Below are 22,013 nucleotides of genomic sequence, written 5' to 3'. Positions count from 1 at the left end.
GGGTGCATGCAGGCAAGCTCGTTCACGCCAATTCTGCAATTTGGCACCAGCCGCTTTCTTCAGGCTCATGCCGATTTGTTCATCTCTCAGGCTCTGGAGAAAGGCGAAGCCTTGGGACAGGTCACTGTGGTGCAAACCACCGACAGTGCTGACAGCGCTCGGCGCGTGCAGGCGCTGGCTTCCGGCGCAGGCTATCCGGTGCGCATTCAGGGCGCAGCAAACGGCCGCAGTGTTGACGAAGAGTATTGGTCCGCGGCCATTGCCGGTGCGCTGCATGCCGGGCTTGACTGGCCGTTGATTCGTCAGGCGATTCGCTATGACGTGCAGGTGGTGATCTCCAATACCGGTGACAAGGGCTATGTGCTGGACGTCGCGGATACGCCGGCATGCCTGGCCGCCGATGCGCCGACGCCGCGCAGTTTTCCGGCAAAATTGCTGGTGCTGCTCCACGAGCGCTGGCTGGCAAACCCCGCTGCGCCGCTGTCGCTGTTTCCCTGCGAATTGGTGTCGCGCAATGGTGACGTGTTGCGCGATCTGATCATGGGGCTGGCGGTGCAGTGGGATCTGGACGCGAGCTTCGCTGACTACCTGCGCGATACCTGTCGTTGGGCGAATTCTCTGGTCGACCGGATCGTTTCGCAGCCCATCGAACCGGTCGGCGCCATCGCCGAGCCCTATGCGATCTGGGCCATTGAACGGCAGGCCGGACTGGTGCTGCCTTGCACGCATCCGTGCATGGTGGTGACCGATCAGCTTGAGCAGTACGAGCAATTCAAACTGTTCATGCTTAACCTGGGTCACACCTGGCTGGCCGAGCGGTGGCTACAGGGGCGGCGCGCGCCGGACGAAACGGTGTTCGAGGCAATGAGCGATCCGCAGCTGCGCGAGAGTCTGGAACACCTCTGGCAGCGTGAGGTACTGCCGGTGTTCGCTGCCAAGGGGCAACTTGCCCTGGCGCAGGATTATCTGGCGAGTGTCCGCGACCGCTTTCTCAATCCGTTTCTGCAGCATCGTATCGCTGACATCGCCCAGAACCACGACGAGAAAAAACGCCGCAGGTTCTTGCCGGTGGTGGAGATGGGGCGGGGGATTGCGGGTCTGGAACAGCCGCTGCTCAAGGGGGCGTTGGCCGCGCCGTAAACAGTGGGACCGGCTTCAGCCGGGAAGGCGTCTGTGGTTACAATCCAAAATTGAGGGTCAAGATTACCGTCGTCTTCCCGGCTGAAGCCGGTCCCACCAAAGCACTGCGTGCGTCCAGTGATGATTCACGCCATAGCCACGCCACAAGGCATCCCAATGCCTGTGATATTCTCCGGCGCATTCTGACGGAACGTGATTGATGACCGCGCCAAGCCCTGCACCTGAACGCCGCCTTTACCAGGTAATCGCCGACCGACTGCGCGAGCACATTCGCAAGAACGGCATCGTACCGGGCGCGCGGCTACCGCCCGAGCGGGATCTGGCGCAGTTGCTCGGGGTCTCGCGGCCTTCCTTGCGCGAGGCGTTGATTGCTCTGGAAATCGAAGGCAGTGTCGAGATCCGCATGGGCTCCGGGATCTACGTTTGTGAGCATCTGCTGGGCGTCAAAGGCAAAACCCGCACGCTGGGCGAAAGCCCCTCGGAACTGATGCAGGCCCGAGCCCTGATCGAGGGGGAGAGCGTCATGCTGGCCTGCCTGCACGGCAGCAAAGCCGATTACAAATACCTGCAGGCCTGCATCGACAAGATGCGCGAAGGCGCGCTCAAAGGCGTTCCGGCGCTGGACGACGATCGCAAATTCCACCAGCGGCTGGCGAAGATGAGCGGTAATTCGACGCTGGTGCGGATTATCACCTCGCTCTTCGAAGAGCGTTACAGCCCGCTTACTGCACACGTCAGCGAGCACTCCGAAACCCGCGAAACCTGGGCCATGGCCGTGGCCGAACACGAGGCCATCCTGCACGCCGTCCAAACCCGCGACCTGATCGGTGCCCAGACAGCGATGCGTGAGCACCTGCGCAGATCCGAAGCGCGCTGGCTGGATGGCATGGATGCAGAAATGCGGTAGGCGATCAGTTATTGCGCCGTTGCGGTTACGTCGCAAACAGGCTTCACCCAGTTCTGTGCGCGTTCATCCCAAGCGCCGATTGCCCTTGTAGGGGCGCGCTTGCCCGCGAACGCGTTGGTACATCCGCTGCAGTTGTAGCGTCTTCACGGCAGTCTTCGCGGGCAAGCGCGCTCCTACAGGTTTTGCGGTGTGCAGGCAGAGTGCGGTTGGCTTGGGGCTGATGCCTTCCGCCAGGTTACACCGGCATTGCCGGCATCCATGCCGATGCCGATGCCGATGCGTCCCGATGCCGTTAGCGTTGTCGGGCCCGCGTCGAAATTCCCGCGGTATGAGCCTTTGTAGGAGCGCGCTTGCCCGCGAACGCGTTGATACATCCGCAGCATGTGTAGCGTCTTCACGGCAGTCTTCGCGGGCAAGCGCGCTCCTACAGGTTCGCGGTATGCAGGTAAGACCCGATTGGCTTGGGACTTGAAGCTTGAAGCTTGAAGCTTGAAGCTTGAAGCTGACCCATCACCCCATCGTCTTGCGTATGCCTTCCCAAAGACCGTTCAGATACACAGCCCCCAGCGCGCGGTCGTAGAGACCGTAGCCTGGCCTGCCGGTCTCGCCCCAGATCATGCGGCCGTGATCGGGACGGTAATAGCCTACGAAACCGGTCTCGACGTACGCCTTGACGATCTCGGCCATGTCCAGCGATCCATCCTCGGAGCGGTGGGCGGTCTCGTAGAAATCACCCGCTTCGTTGACCTTCACGTTGCGCAAATGGGCGAAATGGATACGGCCCTGTCCGCCAAACTCCCGGACCAGCGACGGGATGTCGTTGCCCAGGTCGGCGCCGAGGGAGCCTGAGCACAGCGTCAGGCCGTTGGCCGGGTCGTCGACCATGGCGAGGATCTGCGCGAGGTCCTCACGGTTCTTCACCACCCGCGGCATCCCGAACATCGAGCGCGGCGGGTCATCCGGGTGCAGGGCCATCTTGATGCCCGCATCTTTCGCCACCGGAATGATCCGCTTCAGGAAATACGCCAGCCGTTCGCGCAGCGTGCCTTCGTCAACCTGGGCGTATTCGCTGATCAGCGACCGAAGGATTTCGGGTTCATAGCTGACGTCCCAGCCCGGCAGGCTGATGCCGTTGTCCAGGTTCGCCTGTTCGATGACCGCCACGTCAAACGCCAGCGTGGTCGAGCCGTCCGGCAGCTCCATGGCCAGAGTCGATCGGGTCCAGTCGAACACCGGCATGAAGTTGTAACACACCACCTTGATTCCGCAGGCCGCCAGATTGCGCAGTGTCTGCCCGTAGTTGTCGATCAACTGATCGCGGCTCGGCAGGCCGCGCTTGATGTCCTCATGGACCGGCACGCTCTCGATGACCTCCAGGTCAAGCCCGTGGGCGTTGACCGTGGCCTTGAGGGCGGCAATCTTTTCCAGCGGCCAGACCTCGCCCACGGGGATGTCGTAAATCGCGGAAACCACGCCGGTCATGCCGGGGATCTGGCGGATGTAGGGCAGGGTGACGGGGTCGCTGTCGCCGTACCACCGGAAGGTCATCTTCATCGCAGGGTCCTTGTTGTTATATGCGCCTACCGCTCAAAGCTCAGGCCGGAAGAACGGCCAACGGCCCGAACCGGGTTGCGAAGCAGCATAGATTGGTCAGGCCAAAATATGCAAATCCCGACCGCTCAGCCATAAAACCGCAATTAATTCGGCTTTTCGATTTCCCTAACCCGGAATCCGGGTCTAGTATCGGCTGCATTCGGATATTTGGTCAGGCCAATTCAGCGGGGCGGGGTGGAGTGGTTTTTTCACCGATTTCCTACCCGTGAATCAAGCGCCGGGCGCTATGCGAAGCGGTAACGACGTCTTACTCATAAAAATAATTAGGAGGACTCGCCATGCAGAAAGGGCGCTGGTTGGTAATTTTTCTGTGCTTCCTCGCGGTGGCCATCAATTACATCGACAGGGCCAACCTCGCGGTTGCCGCCCCCTACATCCAGAAAGAGCTCGGCCTGGGCTCAGGGCAAATGGGCCTGCTGCTCAGCGGGTTCTTCTGGACCTACGCACTCATGCAAATGCCGTTTGGCTGGTTCGTCGACAAGGTCGGCGCACGCATCGCCCTGCCATTGGCCGTGGCCTGGTGGTCACTGTTCACGGCAGCCACTGCGGCGGCCAGCAGCCTGGCAGCGATGTTCGGCTGCCGACTGATGCTCGGCGTCGGGGAAGCCGGTGCCTATCCGTCTTGCGCGAAAATCGTCAGCCAATGGTTCGACATCAAGGAGCGCGGCTTTGCCACCAGCATCTTCGACAGCGGCTCACGGGTCGGGTCGGCGCTGTCCATCCCGCTGGTGGCGTTGATCATTGAATTCTGGGGCTGGCGCGCGTCGTTCGTCATTACGGGCGCGGTGGGGCTGATCTGGGTAGTGGGCTGGTTCCTGATCTACAAGGAACCCCAGGCCGTGGCCGCCATCGAGCAGCACGAAGCGGGCAAGGCGGCGACCCTGGCCGCACGACCCAAAGTCAAATGGGCGTCGCTGTTCCGCCACCGCACTCTCTGGGGAATGATGCTGGGCTTCTTCTGCCTGAACTTCGTGATCTACTTTTTCATCACCTGGTTCCCGACCTACCTGGTGACCGAGCGCGGCTTTTCGCTGAAATCCCTTGGGACACTGGGCACCATTCCCGCTGTCGCGTCCATCGTCGGTGGCTGGATCGGTGGGCTCACCTCCGACGCGTTATACCGCCGAGGGTGGAGCCTCACCGCAGCGCGCAAGACCTGCATCGTCGGCGGCATGCTGATGTCCTCAAGCATTTCACTTTCGGTGTTCACCGAAAGTACCTACGCGATGCTCGGATTCTTCAGCCTTGCGTATGCGAGCCTGGCATTTGCCGGCGCGAGCATCTGGTGCCTGCCCGCTGACGTGGCACCGACCCCGGCCCACGTGGCCTCGATTGGCGGTATCCAGAACTTCGCGTCCAACACGGCAGGTATCTTTATCACCACGTTTACCGGCTTCATGCTGGTGATCGGCAACGGCTCGTTCACTGCGCCGTTGATGACCGCCGGGGCGTTTGCCTTACTCGGCGCGTTCAGCTACCTGTTCATCGTTGGCAAGATCGAACCGTTCTCGACCACGCCGGAGGATGCTGCGGCTGTAGATGCGCCAGTGGTGGTTCAGCGCATCTGAGTGTTGAACCGCATGCGGGCATCACTTTTGCGGTGTGACCACTGACGCCTTCCCGGCTGAAGCCGGTCCAACAGTTTGCGCACGACTTGTAGGACTGGCTTTAGCCGGGAAGAGGCCCGTGCGGGCACCGTTATTTTCGCGGTGTGCCCGCTGACGCTTTCCCGGCTGAAGCCGGTCCTACTGTGCGGCGCGCGCTTCGGCTTTGACCGCTGCCCGAATCGCCTCCAGCAGCATCCTGCACGCCGGGTTGTCGTTGTCCGAGCGCCATACCAGGTGCAGCTCGCTCTGCACCCCTTCGCCCAAATCGATGTCACGGAACGTGACGCCTTTGAACACCACATTGGTGGCGCAGCGCGGCACCAGCGCCAGGCCCATGCCCGCATTGACCAGCGCCAGAATGGTCAACGAGGACCCCAGCCATTGCACATACTCGGGCGCGACCTGCGCCGAGCGAAACATGCCAGTGAGCAGTTCGTTGAAGGGCGGGTACGCCGAATGCGAATACATCAGGAACGGCTGAGCGTCGAGGTCCTGGACGCTGACAGTCGTGGCACTCGCCAGCGGATGCTGGCTGGGCACGGCAAGCACAAACGGTTCGCGCACCAGACACTCAGTTTCATAACCGGGCTGCAGCAACGGCGCCCGGACGATGCCCAGGTCGATGCGCCGCGCGCGCAGGGCTTCGTGTTGCTGATAGGTGTTGAGCTCGGTCAGGGAAATCTTGACGTGGGGCTGGTTTTGCCGCGCTTCAGCGATGACCCGCGGTAAAAATTCGTACACCGCGCTGCCGACAAAGCTGATGGTCACCGAGCCGATGTCACCTTCGGCAAAGCGTCTGGCAGCAATGGCCGCCTGATGCGCGCGTTCGAGCAGAGTCTGCGCTTCGATGAAAAACGCCCGACCTGCTGCCGTCAATGCAACGCTGCGGGTATTGCGGGTGAACAGCTGGACACCAAGCGAATGCTCTAGAAGCTGGATCTGCCGGCTCAGCGGTGGCTGGGTCATGTTCAGGCGTTCCGCTGCCCTGCGAAAGTTGAGTTCGGTGGCGACAGTGGTGAAGCAGCGCAACTGGGCTAGCTCAAACATTGATCCATTCCCGGTATCAATCGACAGTCAATCTAGATTAGACGGCAACAATGGCAGCGGTCCATCATCCGGGCAGGCTTTAATTTGCTCATCCCACAAAAAATACAAAGACCGGGAGTCGCGCCTTGAACACAGTTCCCTCCAGTGAGCTCAACAGCTCCGCTGATCCCACCGTACTGGCCCGCGCCGCCGCGAAGGTAAAACGTCACGTTTTGCCATTGTTCGTGGTCATGTTCATCGTCAACTACATTGATCGGGTGAACATCGGCTTCGTCCGCAGCCACATGGAAACCGACCTCGGCATTGGCGCTGCGGCGTACGGTCTGGGCGCCGGTCTGTTTTTTGTCGGCTATGCGCTGTTCGAAGTGCCTTCCAACATGCTGCTGCAACGCTTCGGCGCCCGAGCCTGGCTGACGCGCATCATGTTCACCTGGGGCGCAGCGGCGATGGCCATGGCGTTCGTGCGCGGCGAGACCAGCTTTTATGTGTTGCGCTTCGTCCTCGGCGCGGCGGAGGCGGGATTCTTCCCGGGCATCATCTATTACTTCACTCAGTGGTTACCTTCGAGCGAACGCGGCAAGGCCATGGCCATCTTCCTCAGCGGCTCGGCCATCGCGTCGGTGATCTCGGGCCCTGTTTCCGGTGCCTTGCTCGGCGTCAGCGGTCTGAACCTGCACGGCTGGCAGTGGATGTTCATCATCGAAGGCTTCGCCTCCATCGCCCTGTGCGGCTTCGTCTGGTTCTGGCTGCAATCGCACCCCCGCGAAGCCAAATGGCTGAGCGAAGAAGAGAAGGGCGCATTGATCAGCGCCATCGACGCCGAACAACGCGCCCGTGAAGCGGCACAAGTGATCAAGCCGTCGATCTTCAAACTCCTCGCCGACCGGCAGATCCTGCTGTTCTGTTTCATCTACTTTTCCGTGGCCCTGACCATCTACGGCGCGACCTTCTGGCTGCCGAGCATGATCAAGAAGATGGGCAGCCTGAGCGACTTCGAGGTCGGGCTGTTCAATTCGATCCCGTGGATCATCTCGATCATTGCCATGTACGGTTTCGCTGCACTGGCTGCACGCTTCAAGCATCAGCAGGCATGGGTCTCGCTGACGCTGGTTATCGCCGCTTGCGGGATGTTCATGTCCACCTTCAGCGGACCGGTCTTCGCCTTCGTCGCGATTTGCTTTGCGGCCATTGGTTTCAAGGCGGCTTCGGCACTGTTCTGGCCCATTCCGCAGGGCTACCTGGACGCGCGCATCGCCGCCGCGGTGATTGCGTTGATCAATTCGGTCGGCAACCTGGGCGGCTTTGTTGCGCCGACGGCGTTCGGTTTTCTGGAGCAGAAAACCGGCTCCATTCAAGGCGGCCTCTACGGCCTGGCAGCGACCTCGCTGGTGGCGGCAGTGGTGATCTTTTTTGCCCGCACCACGCCGCGAGGTGAGCCACGCCGCCCGCCGTTGGCTGAGCCGGATCCGCGTCATGCCGCCGCCTCGCTCAGCTCAAACCCAAGCCTGAAACCCTGATTGACCGGGAGAAGTCATTTTGAAAATCATACGCGTCGCTGTCACACCGATCGCCTTTCGTGATCCGCCCTTGCTCAACGCCAGCGGCATCCATGAGCCCTTTGCGTTGCGCTCGATCATTGAGGTCGAAACCGACAACGGCTACATCGGCCTGGGCGAAAGCTACGGCGATGCGCCGGCGCTTGCGATCCAGCAGCAGTTGCAGAGCCAGCTCATCGGCATGGACCCGTTCAACCTCAACCAACTGCGCGCGGTGGTCAAAGCCACCGTCGCGGCAAACAAGCCCGCGAGCGTTGCCGGTGCCGAGCTGGCGCCCGGCTCCCACGCCAGCAAAGCCGTGAGTAACGCCTACTCGGCCTTTGAGGTGGCGTTTCTTGACGTGCAGGCACGCTCGATGAACCTGCCACTGGTTGACCTGCTGGGCGGGGCTGTTCGTGATCGTGTGCCGTTCAGCGCTTACCTGTTTTTCAAGTACGCCCAGCACGCCGACTCACCCTATGCACCGGACAGTTGGGGTGAGGCCCTGAGTGAAGAGCAAATCGTCGCCCAGGCGCGGCGGATGATCGAGGCGTACGGCTTCAAAAGCATCAAACTCAAGGCAGGCGCGCTGGAACCCGAGCACGAGGTGTCGTGCATCAAAGCCCTGAAAAAAGCCTTTCCGGGGTATCCGCTGCGCATCGACCCGAACGGTAACTGGTCGCTTGAAACCTCCATCCGCATGGCCGAACTGCTCGGTGACGACTTGCAGTACTACGAAGACCCGACGCCGGGCCTGGAGGGCATGGCCGAGCTGCACAAACGCACCGGTCTGCCGTTGGCGACCAATATGGTGGTGACAGACTTCGACGAATTCCGCCGCAGCGTCGCCTTGAACAGCGTGCAGATCGTGCTCGCCGACCACCATTATTGGGGCGGGCTGCGCGAAACCCAGGCGCTGGCGAAGATGTGTGAAACCTTCGGTCTTGGGGTGTCGATGCACTCCAACTCACACCTGGGCATCAGTCTCATGGCCATGACCCACGTCGCCGCTGCCGTACCGAACCTGGACTTCGCCTGCGACACCCACTACCCGTGGCAAGAACCGGACGAAGAAGTGATCAAAGGCGGCAAACTGCTCATCGTCGACGGCTGCGTCCACCTCACCCGCGAGCCCGGGCTGGGCCTTGAACTTGACTACGACCAGCTCGGCAAACTCAACGACCAGTTCTTGAGCTGCGGCATCCGCCAACGCGACGACGTCCGGCAGATGCAGAAATACAAACCCGAGTGGAAAGCGGTCAAGCCGAGGTATTGAGGTCAGGGGAATGGCCAGCGGTGCAGTCGTGGGACGGGGTGTGACGCGGAGCGTCACGGGATGCATGCCCACGCAGAGCGTGGGCACGATCAGCGAGCAGATAACGCATTGCGTCAGCGGGCATCCTCGTTGCAGACCCACCGCGTTCGCCAGCAAGCCGGCTCCTACAGGACTGTGCTCAGCCAGTGGGGCCGGGGGTGACGCGGGGCGTTACGGGATGCATACCCACGCAGGGCGTGGGTGCGATCAGCGATCAGATAATGCATTGGGTCAGTGGGCATCCTCGTTGCAAGCCCACCGCGTTCGCCAGCAAGCCGGCTCCTACAGGGCTGTGTTCAGCCAGTGGTGCCGGGGGTGACGCGGGGCGTTACGGGATGCATACCCACGCAGGGCGTGGGTGCGATCAGCGATCAGATAATGCATTGGGTCAGTGGGCATCCTCGTTGCAAGCCCACCGCGTTCGCCAGCAAGCCGGCTCCTACAGGGCTGTGTTCAGCCAGTGGACCGGCTTCAGCCGGGAAGCATCTGATCTGCACTTGATCTGCACTTGATCTGCACTTGATCTGCACTTGATCTGCTTTAGATCTTCATACGCAAAAAGCCCAGACACCACCAAACGCGACTTGGGTGCAGGCTGAACGCAGGTCCCGCTCCGTGGGCCGAGCGGCATGGATGCCGCGAGAGCCGCCCCCCGCCATGGATGGCGGATGGCGGCGGGCCCACGGAGCGGGACCGGAGTGAAGGAACCCCGACGAAGGAGGGGCCAAACCAGGAGCAGGCACCCTTGGTTACTTGGGGTGCCTTTCCAAGTAATTCGCCGAAGGCGAAACCCGAGGCCGTTAGGCCGACGCCTTAGATTTTGATCTTGATCTTGATCTAAAATCATCAACCCGACCCCACCCGCAACCGCAACATCCGCGCCCCGTCAAACGGATCCACCAACCAGTGCCCCTGCACCCCGAAAACCGCCTCCAGCCGCTCAGGCGTCAACACCTCATACGGTGAACCCAACGCCACCAGCCGGCCGCCTGCCATCACCGCCAGACGATCACACCCCAGCGCCTGATTCAAATCATGCAACGCCATCACCGTCGTCACCGGCAACTGCTGCACCAGCCGCAAAATCGACAACTGTTGCTGAATGTCCAGATGATTGGTCGGCTCATCCAGCAACAACACCTGCGGCCGTTGCGCCAGCGCACGCGCAATATGCGCTCGCTGCTGCTCACCCCCCGACAACGTATGCCAGGGCCGCTGGGCCAGATGCTGCAAATGCACATCGGCAATCGCCTGGGCCACGATGCGGGTATCGTCCTCGCTCCACGGCCTCAGCGCCGACAGCCAGGGGGTACGCCCCAGCTCCACCGCCTGCTGCAGGCTGATCGAATCGCTGGTCTGGGCGTGTTGCTCCACCACCGCCAACTGTCGGGCGATGTCACGCCGGCTCAGCGTCGGCAAACGCTGCCCGCCCAGCCAGACCTCGCCGCGAGTGGGCGTCTGAATGCCGGCCAGCAACTTCAGCAGCGTCGATTTTCCTGAACCATTGGGCCCGACCACGCCGAGGTTTTCCCCCGCGCGGATCGACAGATCAACCCCACACAGCAAATGCTCGCCCTTGACCGAGTAGCTCAGGCCACGCGCCTCGACCATTGCATGGGGTACCTCGTGTCCCGCGTTCATCGGCCGCGGCTCCCGCGCACCAGAATCAACGCAAACACCGGCGCGCCCACCAACGCCGTGATGACCCCGATGGGCAATACCTGGCCCTTGATCAGCGTGCGCGACAGCACATCGGCGGCAATCATGAACAGCGCACCGATGAGGGCGCTCAGGGGCAAGAGCCGTGCATGGCGCACGCCCGCCATCAATCGCACCGCGTGGGGAATCACCAGGCCGACAAAGCCGATGGAGCCGACGATCGACACCATCACAGCGGTCATCAACGCGGCGGTGCCGATCAGCACCGCCTGCACCCGGCGCACCGGAATGCCCAGCGAGGCCGCCGAATCGGTGCCAAACGTAAACGCGTCCAGTGACCGTCGGTGCATCAGGCACACCAGCAAACCGAACACCACCACCGGCACCGACAACGCGACCGACGACCAGCGCACGCCGCTGAGATTGCCCAGCAACCAGAACATGATCCCGCGCGCCTGCTCGGCACTGGCCGATTTGGTGATGAGAAAGGACGTCAACGCGTTGAACAATTGAGACCCCGCGATGCCCGCCAGAATGATCTGGGCCGCAGGCGTCTGGCCCCTGGAGGAGCGGGCAAGCAGGGCGACCAGGGCGAACGCGGCGAGCGCACCGGCGAATGCACCGGTGGAGAGCGAGACCGTCCCGGCGCCTACGCCGATGATCGCCACCAGCACTGCGCCAGTTGAGGCTCCGGCGGATATCCCCAACAGATAAGGGTCCGCCAGCGGGTTGCGCAGCAACGACTGCAGCACCACCCCCGACACCGCCAGCCCCGCACCGCAGGTGGCAGCAACGATGGCCCGGGTCAGACGGTAATTCCAGACGATCCCTTCATCGATCGGGTCCAGCGGGTAGCCCGCCGCCCAGAGCTTGTTCGCCAGCACCTGAACAATCACCGACAGGCTGATCGACGTCTCGCCAATCGCAACCCCGGCGAGCACCGCCAGGATCAGCAGCACGCTGGCCCAGACACCATGGGCGCAGAGCCGGGCCAGGTTCGCGTGACGTTTACTCGATCGCATCATCGGGCGAGGGTGGCCTGGGCGAGTTGTTCGATCCCGTCGAACAGCCTGACGCTGGACTCCATCGCACTGGCGTCCATGATCACAATGCGGTTGTTCTTGACCGCGTCCATGTTGCGCGTGACCGGATCGGAGCGGAGAAACGCCAGTTTCTTTTCATGGTCATCGGCCGGGAATCGACGACGATCCATGCGAGCAATGACCAGCACGTCGGGGTTGGCCTTGGCGATGGTTTCCCAGCCCACGGTGGGCCATTCCTCGTCGGAGTCGATGACGTTGCGCATGCCCAGGGTGTCGAGCATGAAGTTGGGGATGCCTTTGCGCCCGGCTACATAGGGGTCGACGTTGAGGTCAGGGCTGGAAAACCAGAACAGCGCGGACACAGGCTTGCCATCGTGCGTGCTTGCCTGGGTGACGGCATGGGCCAGACGCTGCTGGTAGCCGGTGATCAATTGTTCGCCGCGATCTTGAACATCGTAAATCTGCGCGAGTTGACGCAGGCTCTTGTACAGCGTGTCGATGCGGAAGGCCTCGAGGCGGGTACCGTCGGCGCCGACGCGGTTGTTTTTGCCCTCGCAGTCGGAGGGCAGGATGTACGTCGGGATGTGCAGATCCTGAAACTGCTCGCGGGTGCCGACTGCGCCTTGTGGCCCGACCATCCATTCGAACTGCACGGGGACGAAATCCGGGCGCTTGCCAATCACCGATTCAAAGCTTGGCGCGTTGTCGGCCAGACGATCAATATTGTCGTTGAGTGCCTGGTATTCGGGCAGCACCGGATTGAACCACAGTGACGTGCCGACGACCTGTTTGCCAAGCCCCAGCGCATACAGCATCTCGGTGGCGGCCTGGCCGATGGTCACGGTTTTTTGCGGGGCATGGGTGATGGTCAGCGTCTGGCCACAATTGTCCACGCTCAGCGGGTAAGCCGTTGAGGCGGCGAGGGCAGCGGTAGGCAGCGTCAGGGTGACGAGCAGGGCAGCGAGGCGGCGCAGCGGCATGACAGCGATCTCCGGAAAGCCTGAATGCTGGCGAAGGAGGCGCTGGAAAGGTCATCCCGACAGGCCGGCCACATGAACGGCAAGCGCAGGGTTCGCACAACGGGCGAACGGGTGTCCTTCCCCGGACACCCCGCCGGTGAATGAATAAGCTGGCCGGCAGGTCTCCTGACTGGCGCATCAATGCCGTGCTTCGGCCTTCCCGGGGAAACCCCAGTGGCGAACAGCAAGCAGGGCTCAGCGCCTACAGTTGCGGGGGCAGTTCCATTTCAGCACGAGGGCTCGCGCCTTTGGATTCCCTATTAATTCCGAGTGGAAACCGGCGGCGGGCATACTAAACGATTCAACCCGCAGAGGCGAATGCGGCGGGTGATACGCCAGACCACGAGAACCAATGCGGGACGGCAACGCTTCTTGCGCCTGAGGCCCAGCCTTGTCACCGCCCCCCTAGAGCCAAGCGCCGTACACCAAACGCCAAATGCCCAACGCGAGACCAGGCGCATCAAAATACGCGGGCTGATGAGGCGCATACGGTCTGTAGGAGCCGGCTTGCTGGCGAACCCGCCGTGTCAGGCGGAACAACAACATCTGACACATCGCGTTCGCCAGCAAGCCGGCTCCTACAGTGAGTGGGGCGTTCAACCCATTACGCCGTAGGGGATGAAAAAGTCGATGGAACAAGTTTGAGTGCCTACAGCTTAAACGGCCAGCCGATCATCTTCTTGGCTCTGGGCGTCGCATACGTGCGTACCTTCGAAGTCTTCAGGCCCAGACGCACCAGCGACTCGGCCAGCGCCACCGCTGCCGTCACCCCATCCACCACCGGCACACCCGCGCTCCCGCGTATCTGCTGATCCAGTCCGGCCATGCCGCCGCAGCCCAGGCAAATGACCTCGGCCTTGTCCTTGCTCACCGCTTCGATCGCCTGGGCAACGATCGCTTCAATCGCCCGTTGCGGCGACGCTTCAAGCTCCAGCACGCTCATGCCACTGGCCCTCACCGACGCGCAACGCTCGTACACCCCGGCGAGTTTCAGGCGGTCCTCGATCAAGGGCACCGTGCGATCCAGCGTGGTCACCACCGAATATTTATGGCCCAGCAACATCGCCAGGCTGGCGGCAGCCTCGGTGATGTCCACCACCGGCACCTCCAGCAATTCCTGCAGCCCCTCGCGGCCGTGTTCACCGTAGCCGGCCTGAATCACTGCGTCGTAAGGGCCCTCGTAGGACATCACGCGGTCCATCACCGCAATGGCCGCCAGGTAGCTTTCGAAATTGCCTTCCACCGACTCGGCGCCAAAGCGCGGAGTCAGGCCGATGATCTCGGTGCCGGGGGACGCGACACTGCGGGCCTGCTCGGCGATGGCCTGGGTCATGGACTCGGTGGTGTTGACGTTGACGATGAGGATTCGCATGGACAACTCTCGCGCTGGAAACCGTTGCCGGGCGTCTGGTCCGGCGTTTGCGGCACGATATCAGGCTTTCATTGGCACCGGCGCCTGCAGCGCGATAAAGCCCTGGTCGCGCATGGCCTGCCAGAATCCGACGGGGACTTGCGCGTTCAGTGCGGTGACGTCTTCGATAATCCGCGAAGGCCGACTGGCGCCGGGGATGACCGCTGCCACCAGCGGGTTGGCGAGTACAAACTGCAGCGCGGCTGATTTGATGTCCACCTGATACTGGCGGGCTATTTCATGAATATGCGCGACCTTGTCGAGCATCGCCTGCGACGCTTCCTGATACTCGAAGTGCTTGCCACCCACCAGCACGCCGGAGCTGTAAGGCCCGCCCGCGACGAACTCGGCGTTGTGTTGCCGGGCTTTGTCGAACAGCCGCTGCAAAGGCTGATCGTGATCCAACAGCGAATAGCGCCCGGCCAGCAGGAAGCCATCGGGCTGCGCTTCTTCCAGATCCAGGGTCAGCTCGCACGGTTCGACGCGGTTGACGCCCAGGCCCCAGGCCTTGATCACGCCTTCTTCGCGCAGGCGGGTGAGGGCGCGGAAAGCACCGGTGCGGGCGATGTTGAAATGTTCGATCCAGGCATCGCCGTGGGCATCCTGGGCGACGTCATGGACGAACACAATGTCCAGACGATAAGTATTCAGCCGCTTCAGGCTGGCTTCGATGGAACGCAACGTGGCGTCGGCTGAATAGTCCGTGACGATCTTGTTCTTCAAGCCCTCGGCAAACGGCCCGCTGCGCGTCTCGGTGTCGATTTCGTCGGAGATCAGACGGCCGACCTTGGTGCTCAGGGTGTACTGGTCACGCGGGATGCCGGCCAACGCCTTGCCCAGGCGCTGTTCCGACAGGCCGGCGCCATAGATGGGCGCGGTGTCGAAGTAGCGAATGCCCTGATCCCAGGCAGACTGAACGGTGGCTGCGGCTTCTTCTTCGTCGATGGTGCGGAACATGTTGCCCAGCGGCGCGGAGCCGAAGCCCAGGCGGCCGATGATCTTGTCATGCAGACTCATGGAATGTGTCCTGTGCGATGTGAATTGATGTCGCAGACGGTTAGGAGTGTCGTGCGGACAGGCGTTATTAACTGAGTGCTGATCGTGGTGAGAGTTCTTTGAAAGCAAGCCTTGAGCCGGTGCAACTTTGCCCGCCGTCGCGGCTTCAAATGATCTGCCACACTTGGCAAGCCAAGTCCGGATGTTTTAGCCCGTCGTCCTGGACATCCCTGTCACCAGAGGAAACCGCCATGCAAAACCACCTTCATAGTCTTGCCGCCGCAGACCCTGGCCACGCGCATCAACCGCTTGAAGACGACGCGGAAATGGACGTCGACAACGATCCTGGCAACGAGGACCCGGGCTCCCAGTTCGAGCGTGATGCCACTGTCCCGCTGATCGATCCCGACGAGTAGATACGCGGGTTGGGGTAGGGGCCGGCGTTCGCGGCCCCTTCGATTTACATATGTACTTCAACCGCCAGCGGCAGATGATCCGACAGGTGCGTCCACGGCCGCGTGCCGAGGATCATCGGCTGGTGGCTGGTGGCGTTGCGCAAGTAGATGCGGTCAAGGCGCAGCATCGGGAAGCGCGCGGGGTAGGTCTTCGCCAGACGGCCGTCAGCGCGTTCAAAGGCCTCATGCAGATAGCCGCAACGCTGCAGGCGTTTGTTGCCCTGCAGCTGCCAGTCGTTGAAGTCCCCAGCGATGACCACCGGGGCATCGTCGGGCAGCGAGTCAAGCAAATCGCAGAGCAGGTTCAATTGCAGCTGCCGGTGGCTCTCAAGCAGGCTCAAGTGGACGCAAATGGCGTGCACTTCAGCGTGGCCAGGCACTTGCAGCACGCAGTGCAACAAGCCGCGACGCTCTGGCCCGGTGATCGAGATATCAAGATTGCGGTAATGCAGGATCGGGTATTTGGACAGTATCGCGTTGCCATGGTGACCGTCAGGGTAGACCGCGTTACGGCCGTAGGCGAAGTCCGTCCACATGCTGTCGGCAAGGAATTCGTAGTGCGGCGTATCAGGCCAGTCTTCGTACTTGGCGGCGTGGCGGTCATGACCACCGAGGACTTCCTGGAGAAACACCAGGTCCGCGCCCGTGCTGCGTACGGCTTCACGCAGTTCCGGGAGGATGAAGCGCCGATTAAGGGCGGTGAAGCCTTTATGCGTGTTGACCGTCAGCACGCGCAATTTGTGGACCTCGCGCAACGAGGCCGGGTCCGGAGGGGTAGCGTTCAGGCCAGCGGGATCAGGGGTCACGCCCTCACTCCTGTTCGGGGGATGTGCTAGTTCGGACCGAAGCGCGCGTCGGCAGTTCAGCTTTTAACCGGACCGAGGCTTACCTGGCAATGTCGGTGCGAGGTGCACCGCGGTTCTACTGCGGCGCCGCGGCCTTCCTTAGACACGCGTGTCGATGGGCGCGCGGCGTGAGAGCACCACCGCCAGCGTCAAGGCTGATACCGAGAGCAGGGCGGCGAAGAAGAAAATCCAGTCATAGCCCATGCCCAATGCCACCGCACCCATGAGCGGGCCGGCGATGGCCAGTGCCAGATCAAAGAACACTGCGTAGGCGCTGAGGCCTGCGCCGCGACTGCTGTTGGGCACCTGCTTGATGGCCTCGACGCCGAGCGCCGGGTACACCAGCGACAGGCCGAAGCCGGTCAGGCCTGCGCCGATCAGGGCAAAAGTCGTGTCGGGTGCCAGCCACAACAGCACCAGGCCGACAGTCTCCACGGTTATGCAGGTGATGGCCGAGCGAAACCCGCCAAAGCGGTTGATGGCATTGATGAACAGCAAGCGCGCCACAATGAAGCAGATGCCGAAAACGGTCAGGCACCACGCGGCGCCTTCCCAGCCACGGGCGACATAGAACAACGTGATGAACGTGGTGAGCGTGCCGTAGCCGATGGAAGAGAGGGTCAGGCTCAGGCCAAACGGGGCCACCCGGCCAAACACGGAGAAGAACGGCAGGCGTTCACCGCGTACGACCGGGATCGCCGGTTTTTTGCGGATCAGGAGCAAGGCACCGGCTGCCAGCACAGACAGCACCACGCCCAGGCTGGCAAAGCCCAGCGCGCCAACCATCACCACGCCCAGTGGAGCGCCAATGGCAATGGCGCCATAGGAAGCAATGCCGTTCCATGAAATCGAGCGGGCGGTGTGCTCTGCGCCCACCTGACCGATGCACCAACTGATGGTGCCGACACCGATCAGCCCCTGTGAGGCGCCGAGAAACAGGCGAGCGATGATCAGAATGGTCAGGCTGACGCCGGCGAAGCGTTCCAGCAACACCGCGGCCAGGGTCAACACGCCGCTCAGGGCGATGCCCGAGAGCCCATAGACGATGGCGCGCTTGGTGCCGATGGTGTCGCAAATACGGCCTGCCACCGGACGGCTCAAGAGGGTCGCCAGGTACTGCGCACCGATTACCAGCCCGGCGATCACTGCGCTGAACCCCAACTGGTTATGCACGTAGCCTGGCATCACGGCAATGGGCAGACCGATGCACAGGAACGCGATGAAGGTGTAGACGACGATGGAGACGATTTGCAGTGTGATCGCCATCGAGCTGGCGTCACTGACAGACGGATTGGGCGGCAGGGCGGCAGACATGAGGACTCTTCGCTGGAGCGGTGGGAGTACCGCATCATCGCGCGTGGTGTCGGGAAATGAAAGCTGGCTAACGATATTCTCTGCAGGCAATCCCGAAGAGCTTCCCGGCTGAAGCCGGTCCCACTATTAGAGCGGCACCGTGGGACCGGCTTTAGCCGGGAAGCTGTTGAGGCAACCGCGCTTGTCTCTGTGGGACCGGCTTCAGCCGGGAAGCTGTTAGCGCCTTAATCGTTGGCTGAACGCCGCGCGCCTTACCAAAACAAAAGCCCCGTCGCAGTGGACGGGGCTTGTGGTTCAGCAGGTCTGGGGCAGCGCCGTGGCGTTGATCAGAACGCGACGCCCTGACTGCGCAGGTAATCGTCGTAAGTGCCGCTGAAGTCGGTCACGCCGCTTGGGCTCAGCTCGATGATGCGCGTGGCCAGGGACGACACGAACTCGCGGTCGTGGCTGACGAAGATCAGCGTGCCCGGGTAGTTCTCCAGCGCCAGGTTCAACGCCTCGATCGACTCCATGTCCAGGTGGTTGGTCGGCTCGTCCATGATCAGCACGTTCGGCTTCTGCAAGATCAGCTTGCCGAACAGCATGCGGCCTTGCTCACCGCCGGAGATGACCTTGACCGACTTGAGGATCTCGTCGTTGGAGAACAGCATCCGGCCGAGGGTGCCGCGGATGACCTGCTCACCTTGCGTCCATTGCCCCATCCAGTCGAACAGCGTGACATCGTCTTCGAAGTCGTGCGCGTGGTCCTGGGCGTAGTAACCCAGCTCTGCCGCGTCGGTCCATTTGATCGTGCCGGCGTCCGGGGTCAGTTCATTGACCAGCGTGCGCAGCAGGGTGGTTTTACCGATACCGTTCGGGCCGATGATCGCCACGCGCTCGCCCGCTTCAACCTGGAAGCTGAAGTTCTTGAACAGCGGCTTGCCGTCGAAGCCCTTGGCCATTTGGTCAATGATGACCGCCTGACGGTGCAGCTTCTTGTTCTGATCAAAGCGGATGAACGGGCTCACGCGGCTCGAAGGCTTGACCTCGGCCAGCTGGATCTTGTCGATCGCCTTGGCGCGGGAGGTGGCCTGCTTGGCTTTCGAGGCGTTAGCCGAGAAGCGGCTGACGAACGATTGCAGCTCGGAGATCTGAGCTTTCTTCTTGGCGTTGTCCGACAGCAACTGTTCGCGGGACTGGGTCGCCACGGTCATGTATTCGTCGTAGTTGCCCGGGAACAGGCGCAGCTCGCCGTAATCCAGGTCAGCCATGTGGGTGCATACGCTGTTGAGGAAGTGACGGTCGTGAGAAATGATGATCATCAGGCTGGAGCGCTGGGTCAGCACGTTTTCCAGCCAGCGGATGGTGTTGATGTCCAGGTGGTTGGTCGGCTCGTCGAGCAACAGCACTTCAGGGTCGGAGAACAACGCCTGCGCCAGCAATACGCGCAGTTTCCAGCCTGGGGAAACCTCGCTCATCGGGCCAAAGTGCTGCTCGATGCCAATGCCCAGACCGAGCAACAGCTCGCCGGCACGGGACTCTGCCGTGTAGCCGTCCATCTCGGCGAATTCGGTTTCGAGTTCGGCAACGGCCATGCCGTCTTCTTCGGTCATCTCGGGCAGCGAGTAGATACGGTCGCGCTCGGCCTTGACCTTCCACAGCTCTTCGTGGCCCATGATCACGGTGTCGATCACGGTGAAATCTTCGTAGGCGAACTGGTCCTGGCGCAATTTACCCAAACGCACGTTCGGCTCGAGCATGACCTGCCCGCCGGACGGTTCAAGATCCCCGCCCAGGATTTTCATGAAGGTGGACTTGCCACAGCCATTGGCGCCGATGAGGCCGTAGCGATTGCCACCGCCGAATTTGACCGAAACGTTCTCGAACAGCGGTTTGGCGCCAAACTGCATGGTGATGTTAGCTGTGGAAATCAATGACCTTACCTATCAATGGGTTGCGGGTTGCCGGATTTGACCGTGGGCCAATCCTGAGGCACTTCAGAGTTTTTCAATCTGCCCCAATCGCCGCCGGAGCCGGGCCAGCGCGCATATGTCGAGAGCAGCATCTGGACTGAGTGTCCGAGCTGTTGGGCGATAAAGAGGGGAATTCATTCCAGACATTGCGCATAGTGTCGCATAAGTATGACGACAGTTGTACGGGGGGCGTTGCTCATCCGCCTTGCCGGAGGGGCGATCCCGCTTCTTTGAGCTGCCCGTCGTCACCACTGTATATCTGTCATCGAGCTCATTCGGGCTCGGCGGGTGCTTGCGAATGGCATCGCCGGTGTGTGGCCGGCGGTATGCTCAGGCGCGAAAAGCCCGCCATTTGGCGGGCCCCGACTGATGTTGTCTGTCAGTAGTACATGTCCTCAACTTTGCGCTTTTCCAGCGTGTAGGCTTTCAGGTCAATCTCATTGGACGAAAGCTTCGAATCGAGCCGGTCCATGTCGCGCCGTTTCAGGCTGGCAACGTGGGCCTTGGACGCCTGATAGTTGATCGACTCGGCCGCATCGTAGCCACTGACCGGGTCCCAGAGGATGGAAACTGGCCATAGCAGCAGGTTGACGACGCCCCAACCGTAAGCGCGGCCGTAGAACGACCCGCCGCCGGGCAGCAGCCCCAAGCCGGCCGCCAGGCCCGGACTTTTCTCTTGAATATCGAGGTGGTTGGCCCGATAGGCCGCCAGCTCGGACTCTTGAACCGAATTCAAGCCGGAGGCGCATCCGGCGGTCAAAGCCAACAAAGCAGCGGCAGATAAATTGCGAAGAGCGTGCATCTGAATTCCCTATATCCATGATCCCCCAGCCGGTGCCCGGCTGAGCGGCCGCGGATTCTACACGGTCCGTCGCGTAGTGTGATGGCATTAGGCCTTTTTTATTTTCGACGCGGGGCACAAAAGCCGGACGCCCACGCCGCGCGGGGCAGCCCGGCGACGATGAACGCTTGAGCAAACGTCCATGCTCGCGCGCACTGCGCGCCGTCCACCACCGGATCAGGCGTGCTCGACCACCGACTTGGGTTTATTCACCGTCGTATGATGGGAAAACACGATGCAGCCGATGAGGCGGGAAAACAGGCCGAGGGTTTCGACGAGGTCCGGGTCTTCGAAGGCGCTGGCCTTGGAGTCGAGCAGGCACAGCGCGCCGAACAACTGGCCGTCCGGGAGGGTGATCGGCACGCCGATGTAGCTCTCGATCGCATAGCGCTTCACCACAGGGCGGCCGGCGTAGCGGTCGCTCTGGCTGATGCTGGGGATGATCAGCGCCTGTGGGTTTTGGCGCAGCTCGTTGCAAAGCGTCGTTTCCAGTTCGAGCACTTCGCCTTCTTCTATGCCGATGTGGATCTCGTCATAGACCGCACACGCAACCCATTGCGATTCAGTGAACTTGGCGATGCCGGCAAAGCGCATACCGGTCAGTCGCGTCACCAGCTTGAGGATGTTGGTGGTTGCTTCAACTTCGGCGATGGCCGAACGCTCGGCAATGGTCAGCAAATCCGGGCAGAGCAAGGAATCCAAAGCCATTGTCGGCTCCATGTCAATGTGGGGTGGCGGCCGGGCGGGGCCACACATGACGCGCAGATTAGCATTTTGTAGGGCGAGCGTATCTGCCGCTCGGCACGGTGCGACCATTTGCCATGGCAGGCCCGGTTGAAACCGGGCGGGGCATTTAGAGTTGGTGGGTAAAGCGCTGCACCGCACCGACCACTTGGCGCGCGCCTTCCTGGATCTCGACGATCACGCTGCCGGCCTGGTTGGCCAGCGACAGGCCTTGCTCCGCCTGGCTGCGCGTGCTGCCCATGTCCCTGACCACATCATCCACCAGCTTCTGGTTTTGCTGCACGACCGCAACGATCTCCTCGGTTGCGGTGCTGGTGCGCCCGGCAAGCTGACGGACCTCGTCGGCGACCACCGCAAAGCCACGGCCTTGCTCGCCGGCTCGCGCGGCTTCGATGGCGGCGTTGAGTGCCAGCAGGTTGGTTTGCTGAGCAATACCGCCGATGGTCTGCACGATGGTGCTGATCAGCAGCGACTGTTTGCCCAGTGCCTCCATGCCATGGGAGGCGGAGAGCATCTGGTCGGCAATGCCGTTCATGGTTTCGACCGTGTCGTTGATGACCGCCGCCCCG

Annotated in this window: 18 protein-coding genes, 1 pseudogene and 1 riboswitch; of the genes and pseudogenes, 6 read left to right on the top strand and 13 right to left on the bottom strand. The window is 61.9% G+C overall.

Going from position 1 to position 22,013, the window contains the following annotated elements; all coding sequences use genetic code 11:
- Nucleotides 1-6: 6 nt before the first annotated feature.
- Complete coding sequence (locus tag QRN48_RS04920) at nt 7-1,140, top strand: mannitol dehydrogenase family protein (protein ID WP_285349209.1); 1,134 nt, start codon at nt 7-9, stop codon at nt 1,138-1,140.
- Between the two features lie 199 nt (nt 1,141-1,339).
- Entirely contained in the window at nt 1,340-2,047 is a 708-nt protein-coding gene (locus tag QRN48_RS04915; RefSeq protein WP_285349207.1) for a FadR/GntR family transcriptional regulator, read from the top strand.
- Between the two features lie 510 nt (nt 2,048-2,557).
- On the opposite strand, the gene QRN48_RS04910 is transcribed toward QRN48_RS04915, so the two are convergent.
- Nucleotides 2,558-3,601 carry a mannonate dehydratase gene (locus QRN48_RS04910; protein WP_285349205.1) on the bottom strand — a complete coding sequence of 348 codons (1,044 nt, stop codon included), beginning with the start codon at nt 3,599-3,601 and terminating at the stop codon, nt 2,558-2,560.
- A 338-nt stretch (nt 3,602-3,939) separates the two neighbouring features.
- Here QRN48_RS04910 and QRN48_RS04905 point away from each other — a divergent pair, with 338 nt between their 5' ends.
- Entirely contained in the window at nt 3,940-5,229 is a 1,290-nt protein-coding gene (locus QRN48_RS04905; RefSeq protein WP_052075001.1) for an MFS transporter, read from the top strand.
- Between the two features lie 177 nt (nt 5,230-5,406).
- Here the strand turns inward: QRN48_RS04905 and QRN48_RS04900 are convergent, their stop codons facing one another.
- Nucleotides 5,407-6,315, bottom strand: coding sequence for a LysR family transcriptional regulator (locus QRN48_RS04900; RefSeq protein ID WP_037009778.1), 909 nt, complete (start codon nt 6,313-6,315; stop codon nt 5,407-5,409).
- A gap of 230 nt (nt 6,316-6,545) precedes the next feature.
- Between QRN48_RS04900 and QRN48_RS04895 the strand changes: the two genes are divergently transcribed.
- Both QRN48_RS04895 and QRN48_RS04890 read left to right on the top strand, forming a co-directional pair.
- A complete protein-coding gene (locus QRN48_RS04895) occupies nt 6,546-7,832 on the top strand; it encodes an MFS transporter (protein WP_285349410.1) in 1,287 nt (428 codons plus the stop codon).
- A 19-nt stretch (nt 7,833-7,851) separates the two neighbouring features.
- Nucleotides 7,852-9,126, top strand: a complete 1,275-nt coding sequence (locus tag QRN48_RS04890; protein ID WP_285349202.1) for a glucarate dehydratase family protein — start codon at nt 7,852-7,854, stop codon at nt 9,124-9,126.
- Between the two features lie 885 nt (nt 9,127-10,011).
- Here the strand turns inward: QRN48_RS04890 and QRN48_RS04885 are convergent.
- The 5 genes from QRN48_RS04885 to QRN48_RS04865 all read right to left on the bottom strand — a co-directional run bounded on the left by QRN48_RS04885 (nt 10,012) and on the right by QRN48_RS04865 (nt 15,314).
- The gene (locus QRN48_RS04885; protein WP_285349201.1) at nt 10,012-10,806 is read right to left on the bottom strand and encodes an ABC transporter ATP-binding protein; all 795 of its coding nucleotides are present in this window, start codon (nt 10,804-10,806) and stop codon (nt 10,012-10,014) included.
- Entirely contained in the window at nt 10,803-11,846 is a 1,044-nt protein-coding gene (locus QRN48_RS04880) for a FecCD family ABC transporter permease (protein WP_191944017.1), read from the bottom strand. The genes QRN48_RS04885 and QRN48_RS04880 overlap by 4 nt, the downstream gene beginning before the upstream one ends.
- Nucleotides 11,846-12,847, bottom strand: coding sequence for an ABC transporter substrate-binding protein (locus QRN48_RS04875; protein WP_285349200.1), 1,002 nt, complete (start codon nt 12,845-12,847; stop codon nt 11,846-11,848). The genes QRN48_RS04880 and QRN48_RS04875 overlap by 1 nt, the downstream gene beginning before the upstream one ends.
- Before the next feature lie 138 nt (nt 12,848-12,985).
- A riboswitch (cobalamin riboswitch) is annotated at nt 12,986-13,183 on the bottom strand.
- Between the two features lie 352 nt (nt 13,184-13,535).
- Nucleotides 13,536-14,258, bottom strand: coding sequence for an aspartate/glutamate racemase family protein (locus tag QRN48_RS04870; protein WP_285349198.1), 723 nt, complete (start codon nt 14,256-14,258; stop codon nt 13,536-13,538).
- A gap of 60 nt (nt 14,259-14,318) precedes the next feature.
- Nucleotides 14,319-15,314, bottom strand: coding sequence for an aldo/keto reductase (locus tag QRN48_RS04865; protein WP_285349196.1), 996 nt, complete (start codon nt 15,312-15,314; stop codon nt 14,319-14,321).
- Between the two features lie 230 nt (nt 15,315-15,544).
- On the opposite strand from QRN48_RS04865, the gene QRN48_RS04860 reads away from it, so the two are divergent.
- A complete protein-coding gene (locus QRN48_RS04860; RefSeq protein WP_285349194.1) occupies nt 15,545-15,709 on the top strand; it encodes a hypothetical protein in 165 nt (54 codons plus the stop codon).
- A 44-nt stretch (nt 15,710-15,753) separates the two neighbouring features.
- On the opposite strand, the gene QRN48_RS04855 is transcribed toward QRN48_RS04860, so the two are convergent.
- The 6 genes and pseudogenes from QRN48_RS04855 to QRN48_RS25295 all read right to left on the bottom strand — a co-directional run.
- The gene (locus QRN48_RS04855) at nt 15,754-16,533 is read right to left on the bottom strand and encodes an endonuclease/exonuclease/phosphatase family protein (protein ID WP_052075243.1); all 780 of its coding nucleotides are present in this window, start codon (nt 16,531-16,533) and stop codon (nt 15,754-15,756) included.
- Nucleotides 16,534-16,692: 159 nt separating this feature from the next.
- Nucleotides 16,693-17,907, bottom strand: a complete 1,215-nt coding sequence (locus tag QRN48_RS04850; protein ID WP_285349192.1) for an MFS transporter — start codon at nt 17,905-17,907, stop codon at nt 16,693-16,695.
- Between the two features lie 326 nt (nt 17,908-18,233).
- Nucleotides 18,234-19,820, bottom strand: coding sequence for an ABC-F family ATPase (locus QRN48_RS04845; protein ID WP_081955294.1), 1,587 nt, complete (start codon nt 19,818-19,820; stop codon nt 18,234-18,236).
- A 418-nt stretch (nt 19,821-20,238) separates the two neighbouring features.
- Nucleotides 20,239-20,661 (bottom strand): hypothetical protein, encoded by a 423-nt coding sequence (locus tag QRN48_RS04835; protein WP_285349189.1) that lies wholly within the window; start codon nt 20,659-20,661, stop codon nt 20,239-20,241.
- 216 nt (nt 20,662-20,877) lie between these two features.
- Nucleotides 20,878-21,408, bottom strand: a complete 531-nt coding sequence (locus QRN48_RS04830) for a GAF domain-containing protein (protein ID WP_037009802.1) — start codon at nt 21,406-21,408, stop codon at nt 20,878-20,880.
- Nucleotides 21,409-21,553: 145 nt separating this feature from the next.
- A pseudogene (locus tag QRN48_RS25295) lies at nt 21,554-21,985 on the bottom strand (methyl-accepting chemotaxis protein); the annotation flags it as partial.
- Between the last annotated feature and the right edge of the window lie 28 nt (nt 21,986-22,013).

Source organism: Pseudomonas sp. ME-P-057 (genome assembly GCF_030208975.1).
GTDB lineage: Bacteria > Pseudomonadota > Gammaproteobacteria > Pseudomonadales > Pseudomonadaceae > Aquipseudomonas > Aquipseudomonas lutea.
The sequence above is the reverse complement of the archived record's forward strand: the minus strand, read 5'-3'. Positions and strand labels throughout refer to the sequence as shown.